19 protein-coding genes are annotated in these 21,738 nt (G+C 61.1%); 10 read left to right on the plus strand and 9 right to left on the minus strand.

Annotation, left to right across the window (positions count from 1 at the left end):
* Positions 1–4: 4 nt before the first annotated feature.
* Complete coding sequence (locus ACYQ47_RS09055) at positions 5–1,693, plus strand: ABC transporter ATP-binding protein (RefSeq protein WP_459905162.1); 1,689 nt, start codon at positions 5–7, stop codon at positions 1,691–1,693.
* Positions 1,694–1,722: 29 nt separating this feature from the next.
* Positions 1,723–2,922 carry an acyl-CoA dehydrogenase family protein gene (locus ACYQ47_RS09060; RefSeq protein ID WP_250469250.1) on the plus strand — a complete coding sequence of 400 codons (1,200 nt, stop codon included), beginning with the start codon at positions 1,723–1,725 and terminating at the stop codon, positions 2,920–2,922.
* A 152-nt stretch (positions 2,923–3,074) separates the two neighbouring features.
* Here the strand turns inward: ACYQ47_RS09060 and ACYQ47_RS09065 are convergent, their stop codons facing one another.
* The 3 genes from ACYQ47_RS09065 to ACYQ47_RS09075 form a co-directional block, all read right to left on the minus strand.
* Positions 3,075–4,487, minus strand: coding sequence for a cytochrome-c peroxidase (locus ACYQ47_RS09065; RefSeq protein WP_459905483.1), 1,413 nt, complete (start codon positions 4,485–4,487; stop codon positions 3,075–3,077).
* A gap of 97 nt (positions 4,488–4,584) precedes the next feature.
* On the minus strand, positions 4,585–6,267 hold the full coding sequence (locus ACYQ47_RS09070) for a phospholipase C (protein ID WP_250469251.1): 1,683 nt from the start codon (positions 6,265–6,267) through the stop codon (positions 4,585–4,587).
* 173 nt (positions 6,268–6,440) lie between these two features.
* Complete coding sequence (locus ACYQ47_RS09075) at positions 6,441–7,316, minus strand: aldo/keto reductase family oxidoreductase (RefSeq protein ID WP_459905163.1); 876 nt, start codon at positions 7,314–7,316, stop codon at positions 6,441–6,443.
* Positions 7,317–7,406: 90 nt separating this feature from the next.
* Here ACYQ47_RS09075 and ACYQ47_RS09080 point away from each other — a divergent pair, with 90 nt between their 5' ends.
* Together ACYQ47_RS09080 and ACYQ47_RS09085 are read left to right on the plus strand one after the other, a co-directional pair.
* Positions 7,407–8,069, plus strand: coding sequence for a TetR/AcrR family transcriptional regulator (locus tag ACYQ47_RS09080; RefSeq protein WP_250469255.1), 663 nt, complete (start codon positions 7,407–7,409; stop codon positions 8,067–8,069).
* An 85-nt stretch (positions 8,070–8,154) separates the two neighbouring features.
* A complete protein-coding gene (locus ACYQ47_RS09085) occupies positions 8,155–8,799 on the plus strand; it encodes a DsbA family oxidoreductase (protein ID WP_250527618.1) in 645 nt (214 codons plus the stop codon).
* Between the two features lie 17 nt (positions 8,800–8,816).
* Here the strand turns inward: ACYQ47_RS09085 and ACYQ47_RS09090 are convergent, their stop codons facing one another.
* Positions 8,817–9,290, minus strand: coding sequence for a hypothetical protein (locus tag ACYQ47_RS09090; RefSeq protein WP_244830887.1), 474 nt, complete (start codon positions 9,288–9,290; stop codon positions 8,817–8,819).
* A gap of 213 nt (positions 9,291–9,503) precedes the next feature.
* Between ACYQ47_RS09090 and ACYQ47_RS09095 the strand changes: the two genes are divergently transcribed.
* A complete protein-coding gene (locus ACYQ47_RS09095) occupies positions 9,504–10,700 on the plus strand; it encodes an L-dopachrome tautomerase-related protein (RefSeq protein ID WP_459905165.1) in 1,197 nt (398 codons plus the stop codon).
* 353 nt (positions 10,701–11,053) lie between these two features.
* Here the strand turns inward: ACYQ47_RS09095 and ACYQ47_RS09100 are convergent, their stop codons facing one another.
* Positions 11,054–12,544 carry an MmgE/PrpD family protein gene (locus tag ACYQ47_RS09100; protein ID WP_459905166.1) on the minus strand — a complete coding sequence of 497 codons (1,491 nt, stop codon included), beginning with the start codon at positions 12,542–12,544 and terminating at the stop codon, positions 11,054–11,056.
* Between the two features lie 157 nt (positions 12,545–12,701).
* Entirely contained in the window at positions 12,702–12,830 is a 129-nt protein-coding gene (locus ACYQ47_RS09105) for a hypothetical protein (protein WP_459905167.1), read from the minus strand.
* A gap of 22 nt (positions 12,831–12,852) precedes the next feature.
* Between ACYQ47_RS09105 and ACYQ47_RS09110 the strand changes: the two genes are divergently transcribed.
* The 3 genes from ACYQ47_RS09110 to ACYQ47_RS09120 are packed head-to-tail and all read left to right on the plus strand — an operon-like array spanning position 12,853 to position 15,028.
* Positions 12,853–13,134 (plus strand): DUF3649 domain-containing protein, encoded by a 282-nt coding sequence (locus ACYQ47_RS09110; RefSeq protein ID WP_250469259.1) that lies wholly within the window; start codon positions 12,853–12,855, stop codon positions 13,132–13,134.
* A complete protein-coding gene (locus tag ACYQ47_RS09115) occupies positions 13,131–14,747 on the plus strand; it encodes a PepSY-associated TM helix domain-containing protein (protein WP_459905168.1) in 1,617 nt (538 codons plus the stop codon). The genes ACYQ47_RS09110 and ACYQ47_RS09115 overlap by 4 nt, the downstream gene beginning before the upstream one ends.
* Entirely contained in the window at positions 14,744–15,028 is a 285-nt protein-coding gene (locus tag ACYQ47_RS09120; protein WP_244830883.1) for a DUF3325 domain-containing protein, read from the plus strand. The genes ACYQ47_RS09115 and ACYQ47_RS09120 overlap by 4 nt, the downstream gene beginning before the upstream one ends.
* Before the next feature lie 28 nt (positions 15,029–15,056).
* Here ACYQ47_RS09120 and ACYQ47_RS09125 read toward each other — a convergent pair whose 3' ends face one another.
* Entirely contained in the window at positions 15,057–17,075 is a 2,019-nt protein-coding gene (locus tag ACYQ47_RS09125; RefSeq protein ID WP_459905484.1) for a TonB-dependent receptor, read from the minus strand.
* Between the two features lie 372 nt (positions 17,076–17,447).
* Here ACYQ47_RS09125 and ACYQ47_RS09130 point away from each other — a divergent pair, with 372 nt between their 5' ends.
* The gene (locus ACYQ47_RS09130) at positions 17,448–18,584 is read left to right on the plus strand and encodes a porin (protein WP_459905170.1); all 1,137 of its coding nucleotides are present in this window, start codon (positions 17,448–17,450) and stop codon (positions 18,582–18,584) included.
* A 137-nt stretch (positions 18,585–18,721) separates the two neighbouring features.
* Complete coding sequence (locus tag ACYQ47_RS09135) at positions 18,722–19,339, plus strand: hypothetical protein (RefSeq protein ID WP_250527624.1); 618 nt, start codon at positions 18,722–18,724, stop codon at positions 19,337–19,339.
* A 61-nt stretch (positions 19,340–19,400) separates the two neighbouring features.
* Here the strand turns inward: ACYQ47_RS09135 and ACYQ47_RS09140 are convergent, their stop codons facing one another.
* The gene (locus tag ACYQ47_RS09140; RefSeq protein ID WP_459905172.1) at positions 19,401–19,679 is read right to left on the minus strand and encodes a hypothetical protein; all 279 of its coding nucleotides are present in this window, start codon (positions 19,677–19,679) and stop codon (positions 19,401–19,403) included.
* Positions 19,680–19,952: 273 nt separating this feature from the next.
* Positions 19,953–21,662 carry an ATP-binding protein gene (locus tag ACYQ47_RS09145; protein WP_459905173.1) on the minus strand — a complete coding sequence of 570 codons (1,710 nt, stop codon included), beginning with the start codon at positions 21,660–21,662 and terminating at the stop codon, positions 19,953–19,955.
* Positions 21,663–21,738 lie beyond the last annotated feature (76 nt).

The following is a 21,738-nucleotide window of genomic DNA, read 5'->3' on the forward strand; positions in this document are numbered from 1 at the left end:
CGACGTGGCCAATCTACTTGAAGTGCGCGACCTGCGCGTGAGCTTCGGCGCGCAACACGCGGTGCGCGGCATCGACCTCGATATCGCGGAAGGCGAGACGCTGGCGCTCGTCGGCGAATCGGGCTGCGGCAAGTCCGCGACCGCGCTTTCGCTCATGCGTCTCGTGCCGGAGCCCGGCCGCGTGACGGGCAGCGTGCGTTTCGACGGACGCGATCTGCTTGCGCTGGCGCCACGTGAAATGCGTGCGATGCGCGGCCGACAGATATCGATGATCTTCCAGGAGCCGATGACATCGCTCAATCCGGTGCTGTCGATCGGCGCGCAGATCGTCGAGACCTTGCGGCAGCATGAGGCGCTCTCGAAGGAAGCCGCGCATAAACGTGCCATCGAATTGCTCGACCTCGTGCATATTCCCGAGCCGCAGCGGCGCGTGTCCGACTATCCGCATGAGCTTTCGGGCGGGCAACGTCAGCGCGTGATGATCGCCATGGCGGTGGCGTGCAGGCCGCGTCTTCTCATCGCCGATGAACCCACCACCGCGCTCGATGTGACCATTCAGGCGCGCATCCTCGAATTGCTCGCGGAGCTGCGGCGCGAACTCTCGATGTCGTTGTTGCTCATCACGCACGACCTCGGCGTCGTCGCGAACCATGCGGACCGGGTGGCGGTGATGCTGGCGGGCGAGAAGGTCGAGGAAGCGAGCGTGGAGCAGCTTTTTACCGCGCCCAGCCATGCCTATACTCGGGGATTGCTCGGGGCGTCGTTGAATCTGTCCGGCGAGTTGCATTATCGCGAGTGGAAGCTGCCGGAGATAAGGCACACCGTCACCGAAGACGGTAAGCCCGTCTTCGACGTTACGCCGCTTGCGCCGCATCGGATCGTGCCGACCGCACAGGCGGACGATGTGCCCTTGCTTTCAGTGCGGGATTTGTCGGTGCATTACGCGCATCGTCATGGCAAGGACTTGCTGCGTGCGGTCGATGGCGTGTCGTTCGACATCGCACGCGGTGAGACGGTCGGTCTCGTTGGCGAATCGGGTTGCGGAAAGTCCACGCTATCGAAGGCGATCATGCGGCTCGTGCCGTCCGCTGCCGGCGTTATCCAACTGCGCGGCACCGACCTCGCACCGCTTTCCGAACGTGCCTTGCGCCCGTTGCGCCGTCAGGTGCAGATGGTGTTCCAGGACCCGTATGCGTCGCTCAATCCGCGCCGTAGCGTGGGTGAAATACTCGAAGCGGTGCTCGAAGTAAATGGCATCGGCGATGGGAAGACACGGCGTGCACGCGCTGCGGCCATTTTCGATCGCGTTGGTTTGCCCAGTGCCGCGCTCGGGCGCTATCCGCATGAATTTTCGGGCGGTCAGCGTCAGCGCATAGGCATTGCGCGTGCGCTGATTCTCGAACCCGCGCTTCTCATCTGCGATGAACCCGTGTCCGCGCTCGACGTATCCATACAGGCGCAGATTCTCAATCTGCTGGTCGAACTCAAGCGCGATCTCGGGCTTGCGTATCTCTTCATCTCGCACGATCTTTCGGTGGTGCGCTATATCGCGGACCGCGTGCATGTGATGCAGGGCGGACGCATCGTGGAGAGTGGACATCATCGCGAGATATGGCGAGCGCCGCGGCATGCTTATACGCGCACGCTGCTCGAAGCCATTCCGGTGAAGCAATTCGATGCGGAAGCCGCATGACACAGAACCATTCAAACAAGGAAGAAGGTATGTCACAACAGGACCCGCGCCAGGCCGCGCTCGATGCGCTGCCCGCGCTCGCCGAAGCGATCGGCGAAGATGCGGCCGCACGCGAAGTGCGCCGCGAGTTGCCCTTCGAGGGCTTCGCATTGTTTCGTCAGTCGGGTCTTGGCAAGCTGCGCTTGCCGGTGGAATGGGGCGGTCTCGGCGGGTCGCTCGAAGACGTGTTTCATGTGATCGCCACGCTTGCCGCGCATGAAAGCAATGTCGCGCATGCGCTGCGTATTCACTTCGATCAGACCGAAGCGCTGTTGCTCTCGCCCCGCACGCCGTTCAACGAATTGCAGATCAGGCGCGTGGTGGATGGCGCGATCTTCGGCGGAGCTTCGACCGAAGCGGGCACGTCGCGTCCCGGCGAGATCACGACCCGTTTGCAGCGCGACGGGGAACACTTTCGCCTGAGCGGCCGCAAATATTACTCGACGGGCACGGCGTTCTCGGACTACGCGCGCCTCAACGTGCAGGACGAAAACGGCGATGCGGCCGTTGCCATCGTGCCCGTGCAGCGTGAGGGTTTTCGCGTGATCGACGACTGGGACGGCATGGGCCAGCGCATGACGGCAAGCGGCAGTCTCGAGTTCGACAATCTGCTCGTGCATGCCGATGAAGTCACGCCGCGCGTGCAATCGACGCTCACGGGACGTCATGGCGGCGCATTGCGTCAGTTGCATCTCGTGACGGTGGCGGCGGGCATCGTGCGCAATATCGTCGCGGATGCAAAGCGTTATGTGCTGAAGCATGGCCGGCCGGTGATGCACAGCACCGCGCCCACCGCGCGCGAGGATGCGTTCATTCAGCAGGTGATCGGCGAACTGAGTGCGCATAGTCACAGCATCGATGCACTGGTGCGCGAAAACGCGCGCGAGCTGGAGCGTTCCGCACAAGCCATTCGCAATGGCGTTGCGAATGCCGAGGCGCTCGTGCTCGAAGGCGCGCTTGCGACGGCGCGCACGCAGATCGTGGTCAGCAAGCTCGCGCTGTTTGCAGGCGAGCGGATGTTCGAGGCGGGCGGTGCATCGGCGACTTCCCGGGCGCATAACTTCGACCGGCACTGGCGCAATCTGCGGACCATCTTCAGCCACAATCCGCTGCTGCACAAGGCACGCGTGATCGGTGACTACGAATTGAACGGCGTGACCACGCATTTGACCGAAGGGAAGGTTTTCTAAGCTGCATTGAAGCCGTTCACCGGACGAGGCACGGCGAAGTGTCCAGCGCTCGCGCGGGTTTCAGCGCAAAGGTGAACCGCGAACTTCTGGACGCGGCAGCCCGAGTCGCGCTTCATCGCCTTCATCACGAGGCGATGAAGCCATCGCAAAGCTCAGGGCTTGTAGCCGTCGTTCAACGTCTGCAGGAACGCGACGATGTCGCGAATATCCGCGTCCGTCATCGCGGGCTTGTCGCCGAACTTGCGGTCGAACGGCGCGTCCTTGTCATCGATATTCGCGTGATACCGCGGCGGCAGATCGTCGTACTTACGCACCGCGCCCTTCGCGTCTTTCGAATAGAACTTTTGCGGCGCGGTATTGCGCTCGTTGTAGAAGGCCATCACGTCGTCGAGCGAATGATAGATGCCGTTGTGAAAGAACGCGTGGCGCGTAGCGACGTTGCGCAGCGTTGGCGTGAGGAACATGCCGCAATACTGCGTCTGGTCGCGCAGATCGTCACGGAAAGGTCCGCATACGCCCATGTCGAAGAACTTCGGATCGTGATTGATCGCGAGCTTGTCGTTGCGCGGCACGCCAAGCGACTCATACTGATAATCCGTGAACATGGGCGGCAGGCCATCGCCGCCAGGCTTCGACAAATGGCATCCCGCGCAATTGGCCTTGGCGGGATCGTTGAAGAGGTGCAGGCCGTGCAACTCCGCTTGCGTGAGGCGCGTCTTGCCTTCGAGCCAGTAGTCGTACTTGCTCGTATAAGGATGAAACGCCTGTTCCTCAACCTGATAACGCGCCACCGCGAACATGGCTTCCGACACGGCCAGGCCGCGCGTATCGAAGATGCGCGGGCCGAAGAGCTTTTCGAATTCGCCTTTGTAGGCCGTATGCGCTAGCTTGCCGGACACTTCGTCGAGACTCGTGTTCGCCATCTCGACCGGGTTGAGCATGGGACCGGATGCCTGTGCCTGCAAGGTATCCGCGCGGCCGTCCCAGAACAGGCCGCCTTGTGGAACCAGCGCGGGTGCGGCGGGCGCCACGCCTGCGTTCTTCGTGGCACGTTGCGTGCTTTTGGCCTGATCGGCGAGTTGCGCGAGATCGGGCGGGGCGTCGGCATCGCCTGCATCGGGACCAATGCTGAAGTTCGGTTGCCGATACAGATACATGAGCGAAGGCGGCGGCCGATAACCCTGCAAGCTCAAATGCGGTCCGCCTTCCTGCACGGACAAATCGTTGGATGGCCCGAACGAATGGGCCGGGTCATGGCATGACGCGCACGACTGCTTGCCGGATGCGGAAAGCGTCTTGTCGAAGAAGATGTTCTTGCCGAGTTGCGCGACCGCACTCAGTTGCACGGCGGGCGGACGCTGCAAGACAACCGGCGCGGGATTCGCGCCGGTCAGGTTTTCCACGATCTCGCCGACGACCGCAGGCACATGCGATGGATACATCAACGCAAACGCACCGAACGCGCCTGCGGCGATCACGAGGGCAGCAACGCCGCGTAACGCATGACGCCTGAGCGGCGGCTTGTGAGGGGAACGACCGAAGGCGGGTTCGACAGTAGCGGACATGTGCGGATGAGTTCGGAAAAACGCGATGTCGCCGGCGAGCGGCGACACGATACGAGTGGCGATGGCGCGCATTGAATGCGCGCGCCATGCGTCACCTTCAGATTGCGGGCACCGATGCGACCGGCGAACCGAGCGACTGATCGACGAAGACCTTCGGGTTGTTGCCCTTGCCCGAGAAGTCGAACATGCCCATGATGCTGCCGGCCGTGGCGTCGAACGAACCGCTGCCGAGACGCGTCGAACCAAGCCAGTTGTCTTCGATGAAGCGCACCACCGAAGCCTGCGAGATCGCCGTGTGATCGACGTAATTCACCTTCGCCCAAGGCGAGATCACGAGAAACGGAATGCGCGTGCCCGGACCGCAGCGGCCATTCACCGCGCCGCCGTTCACGCCGACGGGCGCCGCGCCCGCGCCGCATTTGCCCGCACCGTTCAACTGGTCGGCTTGCGGATCGAACGACGATGAAGTCGGTACCGCATAAGCGTGGTCGTACCAGCCATCCGAGTCATCCCATGCAACGATCACGGCCGTCGTGTTCCAGTCGGGTTGTTGCTGCAGGAAGTTCACGATCTTCGACGTGAAAGCCTGCTCGTCGAGCGGATCGGAATAACCCGCGTGACCGTCCTGGAACGCGGGCGCCTTGATGAAGCTCACCGAAGGGTAGTTGCCGGCCTTCACCGCAGCGAAGAAGTCGTCGCTATCGTATTCGTGATTCGCGGGCTCGGCGGTCTTGCCATCCGCCTCCAGCGACGAACCGATGGCCGCCGTCGAACTCGGACGCAAATGCTGCGGATTCGCCGTCGACGCGTAGTACTGGAACCAGTTGTGATGTGCAACGTAGTCGGCCGTGGATGCATTGACCACGTTCGAGAAGGTCGCGCGCTTGCAACCGGTCGAGCCGTCGCTGTTCACGGTGGCGAGATTGAAACCGCCCATGAAGCCGCCCCACGTGATGCTCTTCGCATTGAGCAAGTCGCCGATGTTCTTCGAGGTCATCAACGCCTGATCCGTCGTGCTCGAACAGACGTCGTTGGCGGGATCGACGTCGTTGATCATCGAGAAGCCGCCTTGACCGTCGGCGACATAGTACGAGCCCGATGCCGTCGTCAGGTTGAACACGGGCTTGCTCGTCTTCACGATCTGCATGCCGTTGTTCTGGCCGGAGACGACTTCGAGCGCGCCGGGCGTGGACGGGCCGTAGGTGTCGGTGTACGCGTTGTCGCTCATCGCGAAGTTTTGCGCGTAGTTCCACAACGCGGCGACCGTGTTGCCGTCGTAATAGCCCATGACTTGGCCTGCCGTGCCGAATGCACCCGCGCCGCCGCTCGAACCCTTACCCGTGTATTTCGGGAAGAGATCGGCTGCACCGTTGTTATAGGCTTGTTGTTCCGCGGTGTAAGCGTGGTTCTGGTCGGCGGTCGCGGCTTGCGTGCGATCGAGGCGGAACGGGTTCGCGGCAGCCGCGCCGTTCAGCGTGTTGACGAAGTTCGGGTTGGCCGTGAGCAGCGTGCCAGTGAGGCCATTGACCGTCGGCGTGCCGGCGGCCGCCGTGAAGGCGGGCTCGCCCGCGGGGTTGGCGGCGTTCGGGTAGGTTGCGAAGTAGTGATCGAACGAGACGTTCTCGTTGAAGATCACGACTACGTGCTTGATGGGCGTGGCGGTGACGAGCTTGTTTTGCGCGCTCTGTTGAGCGTTGTTGTCGTGATCGCTGCCGCAGGCGTAGAGGCCGAAGGCGGCGATCGCGGCCGATGTTGCGACCATGATGGCTCGACGAAACATGAAGGAACTCCGGGGGTCGATGTGATTTTGTTTGATGAGGCGCAAAGGCTTCTCCTCGACGCGGATTACAACACTCGCGTGTTGCGCGTCGAAGTCGAAGCGCTTTCGCACCTCTTACTTCACATTGACGATTCGGCGTATTCCGGCGTGTTCCTGATCCGACTCCGTAAGGCTTATTTCGCGGCAGCCCCGATGCCGTTCAGTTCCTCGATCACTTCCGGCGACAATTCGAGGCCCGCACTTTCGATGTTCTGCCGCAAATGCGCGCGTGATGACGTACCCGGAATGAGCAGGATGTTTTGCGAGCGTTGCAGAAGCCATGCAAGCGCTACTTGCATGGTGGTGGCGTTTACTTGTTGCGCGACGCGATTCAAAATGTCGGATTGCAAGGGCGAGAAGCCGCCGAGCGGAAAAAACGGCACATACGCTATTCCTTGCTGCGCAAGATGATCGATCATGGCGTCGTCGCCGCGATGCGCGAGGTTGTACTGGTTCTGCACGCAGACAATAGGCGTGATGCTCTGTCCTTGCGCGAGTTGCTTCGCCGTGACGTTGCTCAGGCCGATATGCCGGATGAGGCCCTTGCGCTGCAATTCCGCAAGCGTCGTAACCTGTTCCTCGATATCGCCTTCAGCGGGACCGGCTATGTCGAACATGACACGCATGTTCACGACGTCCAGCACGTCGAGGCCGAGATTGCGCAGATTGTCGTGCACGGCAGATTCGAGTTCGGCGGGAGACCGCGCGAGATTCCACGATGCGTCGTCGCCGCGTTTGGCCCCAACCTTGGTGACGATCACGAGATCGTCGCGATACGGATAGAGCGCTTCACGAATCAGTCGATTGGTCACGTGCGGGCCGTAGAAGTCGCTCGTGTCGAGATGCGTGATGCCGCTGTCGATCGCTTCACGCAGCACGGCGATGGCTTCGTCTTGGTCCTTGGGCGGGCCGAACACATGCGGCCCTGCGAGTTGCATGGCGCCGTAACCCATGCGCGTCACGGACGATTCGCCGAGTTGATAGAGGCCAGCGCGGTTTGCGTCGGTCATTGCAATGCTCCTTGCATCCGTCGATGCGAAATGGATTCTTGAAACTGCTCGTCTATAATACGAATAATCCTTCAGATTGTGCATTCGCATATGTCGAGCGACAACAAGACCGCGTTGAAGCCCCGCAAGCTGCCGCGCCAGGCGCGTTCGCAGGCCACCGTCGATGCAATCTTCGACGCCACTATTCAGGTTTTGCTGGCCGATGGTTTGCAGCGGCTCACCACCATTCGCGTGGCCGAGAGGGCCGGTGTGTCCATCGGCACCTTGTATCAATACTTTCCGCACAAGCAGGCGTTGTTGTTCGCGGTGCTGGAGCGGCATCTCGGCAGAGTAGGCGACGTGCTCCAGCAGGCGGCGGAGTCGGTGCATGGCGAGTCGCTGGCGACCATGGTGTCTACAGTCGTGGAGGCATTCGTACGAGCAAAGACCGCACGCATAGATGAAGCGCGCGCGCTGTATGCGGTCGCGGCCGAACTCGATGTGCGGGAGCTTGCGCAAGGCGCGGAACGCCGAAGCCGCGCTACGCTCGTTGCCATGCTTGCGACAGCGTCGGACGCCATCTTCGACGATCTCAATACCACTGCCTTCATGCTCGCAGCGGCGATGGTTGGACCCACGCGCTTGATGGTCGAAGGCGGAGCACCGCGCGCCATGTTGCGGGCCCTGCCGCGTCAACTCGAGTCGCTATGTCTGGGTTATCTGGAGCGAGAGGCAAGGCCGCGCGCGCGGTTGAAGCGCACTGGCGCTTCGTGAGTACGGCGTGCATGGGGCGGAGTTAGCCAGCCTTCGAGTTTTGAGCTAGGCTTGATGTCTCGACTCAACTCATGGCTGCAAAATCATGTCTCGTCCCCTGCAAATCGACTTCGTTTCCGACATCGCGTGCCCGTGGTGCGCCGTTGGTCTTTCGTCATTGCAACGCGCGCTGGAACGCCTAGGCGATACCGTCGATGCAACCATCACGCTGCATCCGTTCGAACTGAACCCGGACATGGGTCCGGAAGGCGAGCGTATTGTCGATTACCTGGGCAGGAAGTACGGCCGCACGCCCGAGCAAATAAAGGAAGCGCAAGCGATGATCCGCGAGCGTGGCGCGAGCGCCGGCTTTACCTTTGGTCAGCGCGATCGGGTGTACAACACATTCGATGCACATCGGTTGCTGCACTGGGCGCGTATCGAAGGCAAGCAAGTGCCGCTCAAGCTCGAACTCCTGCGTGCGTATCATTCCGATGGTAAAAACCCGAGCAATCGAGATGTATTGATCGAAGCCGCCAAGGCCGTCGGGCTCGACGGCGACGCCGCGCGTGAAGTGTTGACGAGCGGTGCGTATGCGAACGAAGTCCGAGACGAGGAACGCGAGTTCCAGCAACTCGGCATCAGTTCGGTGCCCGCGATCATCTTCGATCGACAATATCTCGTGAGCGGTGGCCAGCCCGTGGAAGCGTTCGAGGAGGCCATCCGCAAGATCGTCGCCGAGGCGCAGTAAGGAAACGAAGGGCGCGCTTACTTGGCTGCGCCGACGAGCGAGAAAGCGTCCCAGGTCGGATCGATAGGCGTGTGCGGATTGTGCGTGAGCGCTTCAGCCACGAGCGGTTCGCATGCGCCGTAATCCGAACCGACACTGTCGCTATGCGCTTGTGGGAAGTTCACGCCCGTGACCTGACCGCCCCAACGATTGACGGTCGCGGTCATGCTGCACTTGCCAGCCCCACCCACCTTCAAATCCAGCACGAGCGCGTTCAAGTCGAGCGCCGCATCGGAGTTGGAAAAATTCCACTGCACTTCCATACGGTCGCTTGGGCTATTGCGATCCACGAGCTTCATGGTCTTGTCGGGAATGCCGACGGACTGCACCAGATCGAGCACATTGGAGCCGATGAGCGCGCCGTCGGTGTTGCGGGCTTCATGCGTTCGAATGGCGCTACATCCTGTCAGCAACGTGAAAAGAAAAGCGAAAGCGATCGTCAAACGTGACATGCGGGCTCCTTTCGATGAGCGTATCGATTGATGAAACGGCGCGCGTCCCTCGAATGGTGCAGGATTGCCGAACGACGCGAACCGCTTGAATACTGGTGCGACACCGCTGCTGCGGGCTGGTTCCAAACTTGCGGCATCGGTTTATGTGTTGAACACGGGTTACTCGCTTTCAACGCGCCACGGAAACAGTCCAAGCCATGCGAAGGAGACTTGATGCACAACGATGAATCACGACAATCGAACATGCGGCGACGCGTGCTTGCTTCCATCGGCGCGGGTTTGCTCGGCACGATGAGTGTGGGTGCAGCGACGCAGACGGCATTTGCTGCAGGTGCAAAAAACGCGCCTCGTCTGGAAACCGTGGCAACTTTCGACGATGATTTTCGTCTCGTGGGAATCGGCGTATCGAAAGAGGGGCGTGTGTTCGCCACGGCGCCGGCTTCGTCGAAGCGATCGCGCTACAGCATGGTCGAAGTCGATACGAAGACCGGCGCGCTCACGCCGTTTCCCGACGAAAGCTGGAATGTTTTCAAACCGGATGAAGATGGTTCGCATCAGTGGATCTCGGTACAAGCGCTATGGGTCGATGAACAGGACCATCTGTGGGCGCTGGACTCGTCGCTGACATCGGTCGATCAGACACGTCAGCCACCGAAGCTGATCGAGTTCGATCTGGCTACGAAGAAGATCGTGCGTCGGTTCGACTATGGCAGTGTGGTGACGCCGAAGGACTCGCTCAACGACATTCGCGTCGATCTGAAACACGGCTACGTGTTTTTGAGCAATGCTGCAAATCAGGGCGGCGTGGCAGTGACGAACCTTGCAACTGGCGAGTCGCGTCTCGTGCTCGCGGGCGACAAGTCGAGCATGTCGAACCCGCAGCAGCATCTCATGTTCCGCGATCAGATTGCGCGCAAGGGCGATGGCAGCGTCCTCGTCTTACAGACCGATGGCATTGCGCTTTCGCCCGATCGCGAATGGCTTTATTACCGGCCGCTCACGGATCACCACTATTGGCGAGTGCCGACCAAGGCGCTTATCGATACGTCGCTTTCTGCTGACGCCCTATCGAAAAAGGTGCAGTTTCTCGGCGACGGCGCGTTGACCGGCGGTCTCATCATGAGTCCAGCTGGCGTGCTATACGGTGGCGATCTGGAGAACCGGACCGTGGTGGGCTTCGATGTCGTCGAGAAGAATGGCAAGCCCGGGCTCGTGCAGAAGACGCTGGTAGGCAAGCATCCGCAGCTTTCATGGGCGGATGGCTTTGCTATTCAAAACGGCTACTTGTATATCGCGGATTCGCATTTGCATGAGTTGAACAACTTCTCCAATCCTTACCCGCGCGAAGGCAAGTTCGCGATCTTTCGCGTGCGCTTGCCGAAGCAGCCGGCGCATGGGTTGGCGGGTTGAGTTTAGCCTGGCGGTTGATGCTGCGGTTTATCGACGGATTGCCCAAGCGAGTCAAGCAAGGGCCACGCGCTTGCCAGTTCGCTTCGCATTTAGTCGATGAGCCATTGCGCGACTTGCCGCGCAGGCTCCGAAGGATTCGACGAGCGATGTTTGACCACACCAGTGACAGCCCTTCGCTACATGACGACTCCGTGCTGGCACCACCTTGCCTTCGTTAAGCGGTGCCGCTATTGCCAGCAACCATCCGGGGACAATGCGACGCACAGAGTTCGAAACTGCGTGGACTGAAGGGCAGTCGGTCAGGTCGGTTGATGAGGTATCGGTTTGGAGAATCTGCTTGGCTGAGTCGATATTCACGATTCACGTGGAAGCGCCGCCAACGCAATATCGCCCGCGTTCCCTAATTGCTCGACCTGCCAGCATTTATCCATCAACGCGCGAGTTTGCTCGGGCGAGAGAATCCCATCGGCGAGATCGGAGAACTTCTTCTCCAATTGCTGATCAGTCATCGGCACTTCGGTACTGCCGATAGCGTGCTGAATATACTTGTGCAGCTTGCGGCCGTCCTTCAGCACGATCGTCATGTCGACCTGTTCCGGTTTTATCGCGGGATCGATGATCGCATTCACCTTGTCGCGCAACGCGATGGTGTTCGGGTCGCGCACCTTCGCATCGCTGAACTGCTTCTCACCGGCCGCGCCGTCGATGATCGCAATCGCTACCGCATGATAGATGCTGAACTTTCCTTCGAGCCCGATCTGCGGCGTCTTCTTCCCCGTCAACTCAATGACGAGAGGATGCACGCGAAGATCGATACGTTCTATTTGATCCGCTTGCAGCTTGTTTTCGTTGCGAAGCTGAATTGCAGCGTCTATTGCCGGATGAATGACGATGCCGCATGCAAACGGCTTGTACGTATTCAAGGTCGATTCGTAATGCGATCCCAGACCTTCGGTAATCTCGCGGTAATCCTGCTTCGTGCTAATGGTGTTCGCCCATCCGCGCTTGGCTTCGATCATGCCGTCAGAACTCGTGTAATCCCTTGCTGCCAGCAAGGCCGCGAAGATGCCGTTCGCGGCGGCACGCCCCGGATTGAAGCTCTTGTTCATCGAGCCGAATGACTCGCGCAGTCCTACCGGTTGCGACGCTGCAAGTCCCAGCGCCCATACCATTTGCTGAACGCTCAGTCCCATGAGCTTGCCGGTCGCGGCGGCCGAGCCGAATACGCCGCATGTTCCGGTGATGTGCCAGCCGACATCGTAGTGGTTGGGATACACGGCATTGCCAATGCGCAGTTCGGTTTCGACACCCAGCACGAGTGCGTTGAGGAAGTCCTTGCCCGACACCGGTTGGTATTGCGAGAACGCGAGGATCGCGGATGCCACGGGACCCGCTGGGTGAATGATCGTCTTGAGATGCGTGTCGTCGTAATCGAAGATATGACTGCTGACGCCATTGATAAACGCCGCGTTCATGATGTCGAAGCGCTCGGCGCGGCCCAGCAGATTGGCTTGTGGCGGACCCGAGAATGGCGTGAGCGCGGCGACGGCGCGACTGACGGTTTCATCGTGCGAGCCGCCCACCGCGACGCCGACCCAGTTCATGAGCGTGCGCACGCCTTCCTTGCGTGCTGGCGCGGGCAAGTCCCGATAGCTCGTCTTGCAGATGAACTCCGCAAGCATGCGTGTGACTTTCGGCGGGCGGGCGTTGGGTGCGCTTGCGGGTGCAGGTGACGAAGCAGTAGCTGCGTTAGACTGAGCGAACGCGGCCGGACTGACGGTAGCCGATGCCAAGGCACTCGCTGCGCTGGTCTTGAGGAAATTACGACGGTCGAATGCGGACATTTTCTTTGTCTCCTTGAGTACTCATGCCGTGATGGATGACTTGGTATCGCGGCGAGCAGGTTTCGCTCCCGAAGAGATCAGACTCACGGTCCTCCAGCATGATAGGACCTCTCCTTGACAGCCTCGTTCAGCAACTGTTATTAATAATGGTTATCATTTAACCTGAATCGATCACGCCGCTGGCTTGCGTGACCATCGCGCTTGCAACTTCTGCTCGGCCATCTGTTTCGATGCCATCGCCGTCGGTCACACGGCGCGTGTCCGCGACGGGACACAGTGCACTCATGAACTCAAGGATTCGCCAGCCAATGACTGGTTTGATTACGAACCGAATTGCCCGCGTGGGGCCGCTCGTATCGCGCATCGTCTGCGCGATGTTCGGCGGTTACACGCTTGCCGCCCTGACGAGCGTCGCCGCGCTCGCGCTGCCGATGAGCAAGCCACAAGCGGTGCTCACCGGCATGCTGGCAAGTTTCGTCGTCTACGTATGCGCGGTGATCTGGGTCTTCGCGGTGCGGAGCGCAACGCGCGCATGGTTCGGATGCCTTATCGTATCGATACCGCTCCTGATCGCGGCGTGGTCGGTATGAAGGCAGACGTCAAACCGCGCGGCATCCGCCAGAGCATGTCGGACCTGCATACATGGGCCGGTCTGCTCGTCGGGTGGATTCTCTATGCCATGTTTCTCACCGGCACGGTCAGTTACTTCAAGGACGAGATCTCGCAGTGGATGCGCCCGGAAGTCGCGCATCAAAAGGTCTTGCCCGACGCGGCATCCGCTGCCGAACGCGTCGCCGCGACGCTTGGCACCATCGCTGCGGGAAGCTCGCAATGGAGCTTCGACTTGCCGAACGATCGCAGCAGCGTGATGGGATCGTTCTGGCGCACGCCGGGCGCGGCGCAGAGCCGGCGCACGTTTTCGGAAGCGAGCTTCGATCCTGCAACCGGCCAGAAAGTGACTACGCGCGAGACGCTTGGCGGTGACTTCTTCTACCGCTTTCATTTCCAGTTTTACTACATGCCCGCGCTGTGGGGACGCTGGATTGCAGGCTTCTGCGCGATGTTCATGCTGGTCGCAATCGTAAGCGGCGTCATCACGCACAAAAAAATTTTCATCGACTTCTTTACTTTTCGATGGGGCAAGGGACAACGCTCATGGCTCGACGCGCACAATGCGCTGTCGGTGTTCGGCCTGCCGTTCCACTTGATGATCACCTACACCGGTCTCGTCACGTTGATGGCGATGTACATGCCGTTCGGCGCATCGGCCGCATTCAAGACGCCCGCGGAACGCCAGCAGATGACGGCGCAACTGAGCGCATTCATTCAACCGGGCAAGCCCGATGGAACGAAGGTTCCGCTCGCGCCCATAGCTCCGATGGTGCGCGAAGCCGAAGCGCGCTGGGGCCGGGAAAACGCGGGACGAGTGACGATCACGAATCCGGGCGACGGCGCGGCACGCGTGGCCGTATCGCGTGGCGATGCGGTGCGTGTATCGATGAGTCCGCAGTATCTTCTCTTCGATGGCGTGACGGGCAAACTCATCGACGTGAAGGACAGCGTGGGCGCAGCCGCCGAAACGCGCGGTGTGCTCTATGCGTTGCATCTCGGGCGCTTCAGCGGTCTGCAACTGCGCTGGCTGTATTTCATCGTCAGTCTCGCGGGCACGGCGATGGTCGGCACCGGCCTCGTCATGTGGACGGTCAAACGCCGTCAAAAGCTGCTCGATCCGACGCGGCCGTACTTCGGCTTCTGGCTCGTCGAGCGGCTGAATATCGTGAGCATTGCGGGACTTTCCATCGCCATGACCGGATATCTGTGGGCGAATCGACTATTGCCCGTGTCGATGCACGACCGCGCCGAAGCGGAGATCAACCTGTTCTTCGCCATCTGGGCGGCAACGTTGCCGTGGGTGTTCGCGCGGCCCGCGAAGCGCGCGTGGATGGAACTGCTTTGGCTTGCGGCTGCCTTGCTCGCGCTCTTGCCGATGCTCAATGCCTTCACGACGCAAAGGCCGTTCTGGCGCAGTGTCGCGGAAGGCGATTGGGTGTTCGCCGGATTCGATCTGATGATGTGGGCGTTCGCCGCGTTGCATGCCGCATTGGCGATACGCACAGCACGTCACACGCCGCGCGTGAAGCCCGCGAGAACCGTCGACGAGCGCAAGGTGCCGATGAAGGAAACCGAGGAGGAAAGCACGTGACGCAGGGAATCGCCTTGCTGGTCTGCGTCGTGTCATTCGCGTTTCTTGCGCTGGCAATGGAGCGGCATCAAGAGACCCTCTTCGGACGCGAGTTGTCACGCGGTCAGTCGCGCGCGTTTCGCACCGCCGGATGGTGCGGCCTCGTGCTCGCGCTTCGATACCTCGTCGGCGGCGAAGGCTGGGCGCTCGGACTCGTGAGCTTTAGCGGATGCACGAGTCTTGCCGCAGGCATCGTATATGGCGCGCTCATCTTGCTTGAGCGACGCGAGGTTCGTGGATGAATGAAGCATCGCCCACGCCTCGCATCCATCAAAACGCCGTGCGTAATCCGATCATCACGCTGCGACCGCCTTCAGGCGCGATGTCCCTTACGACCGAACTCGCGTAACGCACTTCCTGATTCGTCAGGTTCTGTCCGCGCACGTAAGCGAGCCAGTCCGTTGGTCCGACGCGGAACTTGTACGTGAGCGTGAGCCCGAGCGTCGTGTAGCTTCCCGTCGGCAGATCGTTCTCCGGCACGCGATGCTGCGCCCACGCGTGAACCATTTCCGCGCGCGCGCCGTAAGGACCGTAGCCGTAGTCGAGCGCGAGCGTCGTGCGCAACGGCGAGATGCGCGGCAAGGCTTCGCCGGTATCGACATTACGGGCATGCGTGTAATCGGCGACGACTTCTACATCGAGCCGATGCGCGCCTTGATCGAGCACGCGCCATTTGCCATCCAGTTCGATGCCGTAAAACTCCGCGCGCACGCCGCGATAAACCGCTTCGTCGAGCGCGTCGTCGGTGCCCGGCGCCACGGGCGTGTCGTCGTCGTTGACGAGACGGCCCGTGTTGAACTCGGTCAGATAGTTGCGAAAGCGGCTGTAGAACACGCCCGCGCTGCCTTTGTTGGGGCCGCTCGCGAAGCGCAAGGACAAGTCGGTGGACACGGCCTTTTCCTTCTGCGCGTCCTGATTGCCGATCAGGTACTGACCGGTGGCATCGTGCGGACCGTTGGCGAAGAGTTCGTAGTAAGTCGGCGCGCGCTCCGTGTAGGCGAGATTGCCGACCACCGACCAGATCGGATTCAGCTTGAACAACGCGCCCGCGGACACGCTTCCCGCGTTGAAATCACGCAACATCGCCGATGCGAATTTCTCGTTGCCGCCCGCCGTCGGGTCGATCTTCACATGCTCGTAGCGTGCCCCGACGCTGAGCGTGAGCGCGTCGTTGACGGCCCATTCCTCGAGTCCGAAGAGCGCGGCGCTCGTCGTCTGCGATGTCGGCACGAGCGCTTCGTCGCCGAGCGCGGAAAATGTGTTTTGACTCAACTGCACGCCGATGGCGCCATCGAACGGACCGATCTTCTTGTGACGCGCCTCGATGCGCGCCTCGTAGCCGTGGTTACGAAAGGTCGTGCCAGTTTCGCCGTCGTCGATCTCCTTGTGTTCGTAATCGGTATAGCCGAAGTTGAACTTGAGCTGGCTGAACGGTCCTTGCAGATTGCGTATCTCCGATGCCGCCGTCACGTGATCCTGATGCATGCGCAGACGCACATCGTCTTCGGCGACCGATCCGTAGTTCGCTTCGTAGCCGTTGTAGCTCACACCCGCATATCCGTCGGCCCAGGTGTAGGACGTGCCGACCGCGCCGCCGTGCCAGCGCCCGTCGCTATTCGGGATGCTGCCGTAGGGCTCTTGCGCGTCCGGTCCGTCGAGCGCGCGCTGGCGATCCGAGCGCGTAAAGCCGGGGACGCGCTCCTTGCTGGTTTCGCGGTCGAAGGCATCGACGTGAAACGCGAACTGCCCGTTGCCGCCTTCCACGAGCGCCGCGCCCGCGCGCGCATCGTTGGCGCCGCCATAGCTGGCATCGGCCTGACCGGAGACGCCTTTGATCGGCTCGCGCGGAATGCGGTTGTCGATGGTGTTCACCACGCCGCCTATCGCGTTGCCGCCGTATAGCAGCGCCGCCGGTCCGCGCACGATCTCGACGCGCTCCACTGAAAGCGGATCTTGCGGGACGGCGTGATCGTACGAGAGCGACGACGCATCGAAGGCCGCGACGCCGTTTTGCAATATGCGGATGCGGTCGCCGTCCATGCCACGGATGATCGGCCGGCCGACCATCGGACCGTAAGTCGTCGTGGAGACGCCGGGCAGACCGTTGAGCGTCTCGCCGAGCGAATCGCCGCGTCGCAGAGCGAGGGCGTCGCCGTCGAGCGCGCTGGATGGCGACATCAACTGGTTCGATCCAAGCGGATTCGCCGTGACGAATACCGGCGTGAGCGCGGTGTCCGTTACGTTGCCGGCGGCCGTCTGGCCGCGTGCCACGGCGGTGACCAGCAGCATGCCGAGTGGCAAGAGGCGTTGTCTGCGCGGCGCTGGATGAGCGAAAGGCGTGTGGTGCAAGATTTTATTGCTCCTGTCGAAATGATATAACGTTGCATCCGATGAGCGTACGGAGGCGTAAGGAACGGCATCCACCGCAGGCGGTGAGATGATATAACGTATCTTTACAAAAACGCCAGTGTCACGTGATCGACTAAACAACGCGCGTCAGTTGCGCAAAACACCACACCTTTTTGCGATGACTTGCCCCATCGTGTCCGCTGCGATATTCGATGTGATAAAAGTCCGCGTGCTTTTTTCGATCGGCTTCACGAGAGCCATCGGCAAAGCGCGACATACAACATCGATCAAAGCATCCAGCTCACGACATCCATGAAGACGATCACATCGCGTGCCGTATCCGCCCTTGGCATCACGGCCATTGCACTCGCCTGTCACACCGCATTCGCGCAAAGTTCGGTCACGCTGTACGGCGTCGCCGACGTCGGCGTGCGCTATCTCACCAACGCCAATGCCAACAACGACGGCAAGGTGTTCATGACCAACGGCGCAATCACCAATAGCCGGATCGGCTTGAAAGGCACTGAAGATCTCGGCGGCGGTCTCAAGGCGATTTTCCGTTTGGAAAGCGGCGTGGAATTGCAGAACGGCCAGTACTCGGATAGCCAGCGCGAGTTCAATCGCGCGGCGTATGTCGGTCTGTCGAACCAGTACGGCACGCTCACGCTCGGCCGCCAGAAGACGCCGCTTTTCGACATGCTGGGCGATACCTACGACCCGCTCACGGTCGGTAACTACTTCGAGAATGCGTGGTTGCCGGTCGCGCTCGGCGCCGGTCTCTATGCGGATAACGCGGTGAAGTACAACGGCACGTTCGCGGGCCTGACGGTCGCGGCGATGTACTCGTTCGGCACCAACTACACGTCGACGGGCGCGGGCGGCTTCTCGGGCCAGGTGCCGGGTCACATGGGCGCGGGCAACATGTACGGCTTCACGGCTTCGTATGTCGTGGGGCCGCTTGCCATCGGCGGCGGCTACCAGCAGAACAGCGACAACGCCAGCAACAAGCAGAAGATCTGGAACGCCAACGCGGTCTATACCATCGGTCAGGCAAAGCTCTACGTCGGCTATCTGCATTCGACGGATGACACCGGTTTCGTCGATAGCACGCTGTCGCAACGCGATCTCGTATCGGGCGTGGATATCCTCAAAGGCTCGGGTCGTCGCGACGATGGTCCCTTCGCCGGCATCACCTATCAAGTGACGCCCGCGCTCTTGCTCACCGGCGCGTTCTACTACGACCACATGAAGAATGCGGCGATCGGCGGTGGAGAAGTCGGCAGCGGCAATCGCTATACGGGCGTGGCGGTCGCGGAATATGCGTTGTCCAAGCGCACCGAAGTCTACGGCACGGTGGACTTCAACAAGGTAACGGGCGCGGGCTTCGTGGAACTGCCGGGACGCTCGAATCAAACGGGCGTTTCCATCGGGCTGCGCAACATTTTCTAAGTGCTATCGATGACGGCGCGTTCGCACCGCGCCGTCGATGTCGCCTCTTGCGGGTGCGAATATTGCGATCTTTCGTGCTATTCGAAGAAGGACCGCAGTCAGCGTGCTTGCGCTGACTGCCCCTCACAGGAGACGACATGCCCGAGAATCAATCCCCCGATGTCTGCCGCATGGGTGTCGCGTTTATCGACGCCCAGTTGCAATCGCTCTATATCCACGCGGCGCTATTGAGCGGATGGATCGAGAACGGCGGTCCTGCGCCCGATTTCAGCGGCGTGGAGCGGCTCCTGACGATGCGCCACGCGCATCCCGAAGCGCACACGCATAGTGAAGACGGCATGCCTGCCAAGCGCGCGCCGGACGATCCGCCGCCGTCGCTTCCGTCACTCGACGATCCCGCCGAACGCATGGCTTTCGCGCTTCGCGTGCCGTCGACGAACGCGATTCTCGCCGTCGCCGATTTTTTCGATGCGCATCGCCTGTCCGGTTCGCGCACGCCCGAAGTGCAGTTTCTGATGCGTATCCGCGATGCCGCCGTCAATGCCAATACCTTGCATGTCGAGACGGGCGTTTATCGTCCGCACGCGGCGTATGGCGGAATCATCATCGACGAAGCGCTCGACGGCGCACGGCTTTTCAGCGACGGAGAAACGCCCGGCTTCATGGAATTTGGCGATACGGTGGGGTTACTGCGATATCTGCGCACGCTTCTGAAGAGCATGCAGACGGTGATCAGTTCAGGCGATGCAGGTTGAGCGCGGCAATCGGCGAGCATGAAGCCCGCATGAATGCCGCGCCCGGCATTCATGATCCTGCTTACTGCGATGCCGCTGCGGCCTTCTTTGCGTGATGCTTGTGGCTGTGCTTCTTGTAAGGAGGCCGCGGCTTGTTGTTCGGGTATTGCGCTTCGGCGAACGACACGCTCGGTGCGAAGATAGCGGCGACCGCCAACAGGGCAACAGCTTTCTTGAGAGACATTTTCATCAGGAACTCGCAGAGAAGAAAGGCTTGGAAATGCGCGGCGGCGAGGCCTTCGCCGCATGCGCGGTGAGCACTGTAGAGACTGCGAAGCGGAGTGTAACTTGGGGAAAACATCAGCGCTCGTTAAAACAACAATGGCGTTGTTTTTTGCGGGACTGCCACGGAATTTGCACGCTTACGGCGCACGTTTAGCGGTATTTCGTTAAACTCGACGAAAGCTCGCGCGCGCAGCCACCTGTGGATTGCAATCGATACTGTCAGGAAAATCCATAGACGAGCGACTGGGAAACCGGCGAACTATCCCTCCATCAGTCCTTACCTTGTTTCCCTGCACTGCGGAAACGCTCAGTCGTTTTCTTGCAGCTGGCCGCGCAACGAGCCACAGCGCTAGTCGCCCAGCAACGTCTGCACGCCCTGCGCGAATTCATCGAGTAAGACGGGCTTGCGCAATACGATGGCGTCCTCGGGTAGCGTCGCCTTGACGGCATCGATATCGTCGTAGCCGGTCATGAACATCACCGGCAGACGCGGATGCGTTTCCGCGAGAATGCGCGCGAGCAAGCCGCCGTTCAAGCCCTGCATGGCCTGATCGGTCACAACGACATCGGGCGGCGAACGATCGATCGCCTGCAGCGCCGCAATGCCGCCGCTCACCGCTTCGACATCGTAGTTCGCGTCGCGCAGCAGTTCAGATAACGCTTCGCGCACGTTGGCTTCGTCATCGACCAGAATGATGCGCACGCGCTTTCGCAGCGCGACCGGGCTCGCCGCTTCGCATTCGCCGTCAGCATCGCCCGCTTCCTGAACGGCCGTTCGCAGATACAGCGAGACGGTCGTGCCCGCGCCCGGTTCCGTGCCGATCCGCGCGATCCCGCCCGCTTTGAGCGCCACGCCATACACCTGCGAAAGCCCGAGCCCCGTGCCCTTGCCTTCGGGCTTGGTCGAGAAGAAAGGCTCGAACGCGCGCCGGGCGACTTCGGGCGGCATGCCGGGGCCGGTATCCGACACGCGCAGCTCCACGTAATTGCCATTCGCGAGATCAGGGTCGCCCTCGGCTTCGAAGACACGTGTGGCGACTTCTATTCGCCCGCGTCCTTGCATTGCGTCCCGTGCGTTGATGACGAGATTGAGCAGCGCCGCTTCGAGTTGCGTCGCGTTGGTCAGCACGCGAACGCCTTCGGAGCGAAGCTGAAACGCAAGCTGGGTTTCGGGCCCGAGCACGCGCGCCAGCAGTTCCTTCATGCCGTGCACCGAACGCGTGACGCACAGCGACTCCAGTTCGACCGATTCCTGCCGGGAAAACGTCAGCAATTGCCTGATGAGCGCCGCGCCATGCGTGACCGCCTGCAGACCGTTGGCGCTCCAACGGCGCACCTGATCCGCATCGTGCGCGCGATGCTCGACGAGTTGCAGACACGTGCTGATGGTCTGCAGGAGATTGTTGAAGTCGTGCGCGATGCCGCCCGTCAACTGCCCGACCGAACCCACGCGCTGATTCTGCTTGAACGTTTCGTGCGCGGCGTCGTCATCGGCGAGTGCGTCGGTGATCTTGCGCTGCAGTTCGCGTTTCTCCTCGCCGCGCTGAATGCCCATGCGCCGCAGCTTCAGCATGATGGCAGCCTGACGCGCGAGCGATTCGAGCGCCGTGCATTGTTCCTGACTCAAGGCACGCGGCTCGCGGTCGATCACGCAGACGGTGCCGAGCGCGTGACCGTCGTCCGTGACGATAGGCGCGCCCGCATAAAAGCGGATATGCGGCTCTCCGAGCACGAGCGGGTTGTCCCTGAAACGCGGATCGAGCGTCGCGTCCTCGATCACCAGCAGCGAGGTGGGTTCCAGAATGGCATGCGCGCAGAACGCCTGATCGCGCGGGGTCTCGCGTGCGCCGAGACCGATGCACGCCTTGAACCATTGCCGGTCGCGGTCGATCAGCGAAACGAGCGCGATAGGCGACTGGCAGATCGTCGCGGCCAGCGTGGCGATGTCGTCGAAAGCGGGTTCGGGCAACGAATCGAGTACGTCGAAGCTTCGCAGCGTATAGAGACGTTCCGCTTCGGTGGCGGGCACGGCCGCGCCACTGTGCGTTGATTTGGGCATGAGTACGAGGGCAGAACGGGTAGCAAAAGGCGCTGACCGATCATGGAACCTGATCGTGCGCAGTCGCTCAGTGTAC

The organism is Caballeronia sp. HLA56, assembly GCF_054655155.1.

What these genes read in the sequence shown, in the direction of transcription:
- ACYQ47_RS09060 (WP_250469250.1), top strand. Translation starts at nt 1,723, where the DNA reads ATGTCACAACAGGACCCGCGCCAGGCCGCGCTCGATGCGCTGCCCGCG.
- ACYQ47_RS09065 (WP_459905483.1), bottom strand. Translation starts at nt 4,487, where the DNA reads ATGTCCGCTACTGTCGAACCCGCCTTCGGTCGTTCCCCTCACAAGCCG.
- ACYQ47_RS09070 (WP_250469251.1), bottom strand. Translation starts at nt 6,267, where the DNA reads ATGTTTCGTCGAGCCATCATGGTCGCAACATCGGCCGCGATCGCCGCC.
- ACYQ47_RS09075 (WP_459905163.1), bottom strand. Translation starts at nt 7,316, where the DNA reads ATGACCGACGCAAACCGCGCTGGCCTCTATCAACTCGGCGAATCGTCC.
- ACYQ47_RS09080 (WP_250469255.1), top strand. Translation starts at nt 7,407, where the DNA reads ATGTCGAGCGACAACAAGACCGCGTTGAAGCCCCGCAAGCTGCCGCGC.
- ACYQ47_RS09085 (WP_250527618.1), top strand. Translation starts at nt 8,155, where the DNA reads ATGTCTCGTCCCCTGCAAATCGACTTCGTTTCCGACATCGCGTGCCCG.
- ACYQ47_RS09090 (WP_244830887.1), bottom strand. Translation starts at nt 9,290, where the DNA reads ATGTCACGTTTGACGATCGCTTTCGCTTTTCTTTTCACGTTGCTGACA.
- ACYQ47_RS09095 (WP_459905165.1), top strand. Translation starts at nt 9,504, where the DNA reads ATGCACAACGATGAATCACGACAATCGAACATGCGGCGACGCGTGCTT.
- ACYQ47_RS09100 (WP_459905166.1), bottom strand. Translation starts at nt 12,544, where the DNA reads ATGTCCGCATTCGACCGTCGTAATTTCCTCAAGACCAGCGCAGCGAGT.
- ACYQ47_RS09105 (WP_459905167.1), bottom strand. Translation starts at nt 12,830, where the DNA reads ATGAGTGCACTGTGTCCCGTCGCGGACACGCGCCGTGTGACCGACGGC.
- ACYQ47_RS09110 (WP_250469259.1), top strand. Translation starts at nt 12,853, where the DNA reads ATGACTGGTTTGATTACGAACCGAATTGCCCGCGTGGGGCCGCTCGTA.
- ACYQ47_RS09115 (WP_459905168.1), top strand. Translation starts at nt 13,131, where the DNA reads ATGAAGGCAGACGTCAAACCGCGCGGCATCCGCCAGAGCATGTCGGAC.
- ACYQ47_RS09125 (WP_459905484.1), bottom strand. Translation starts at nt 17,075, where the DNA reads ATGCTGCTGGTCACCGCCGTGGCACGCGGCCAGACGGCCGCCGGCAAC.
- ACYQ47_RS09130 (WP_459905170.1), top strand. Translation starts at nt 17,448, where the DNA reads ATGAAGACGATCACATCGCGTGCCGTATCCGCCCTTGGCATCACGGCC.
- ACYQ47_RS09135 (WP_250527624.1), top strand. Translation starts at nt 18,722, where the DNA reads ATGCCCGAGAATCAATCCCCCGATGTCTGCCGCATGGGTGTCGCGTTT.
- ACYQ47_RS09140 (WP_459905172.1), bottom strand. Translation starts at nt 19,679, where the DNA reads ATGTTTTCCCCAAGTTACACTCCGCTTCGCAGTCTCTACAGTGCTCAC.
- ACYQ47_RS09145 (WP_459905173.1), bottom strand. Translation starts at nt 21,662, where the DNA reads ATGCCCAAATCAACGCACAGTGGCGCGGCCGTGCCCGCCACCGAAGCG.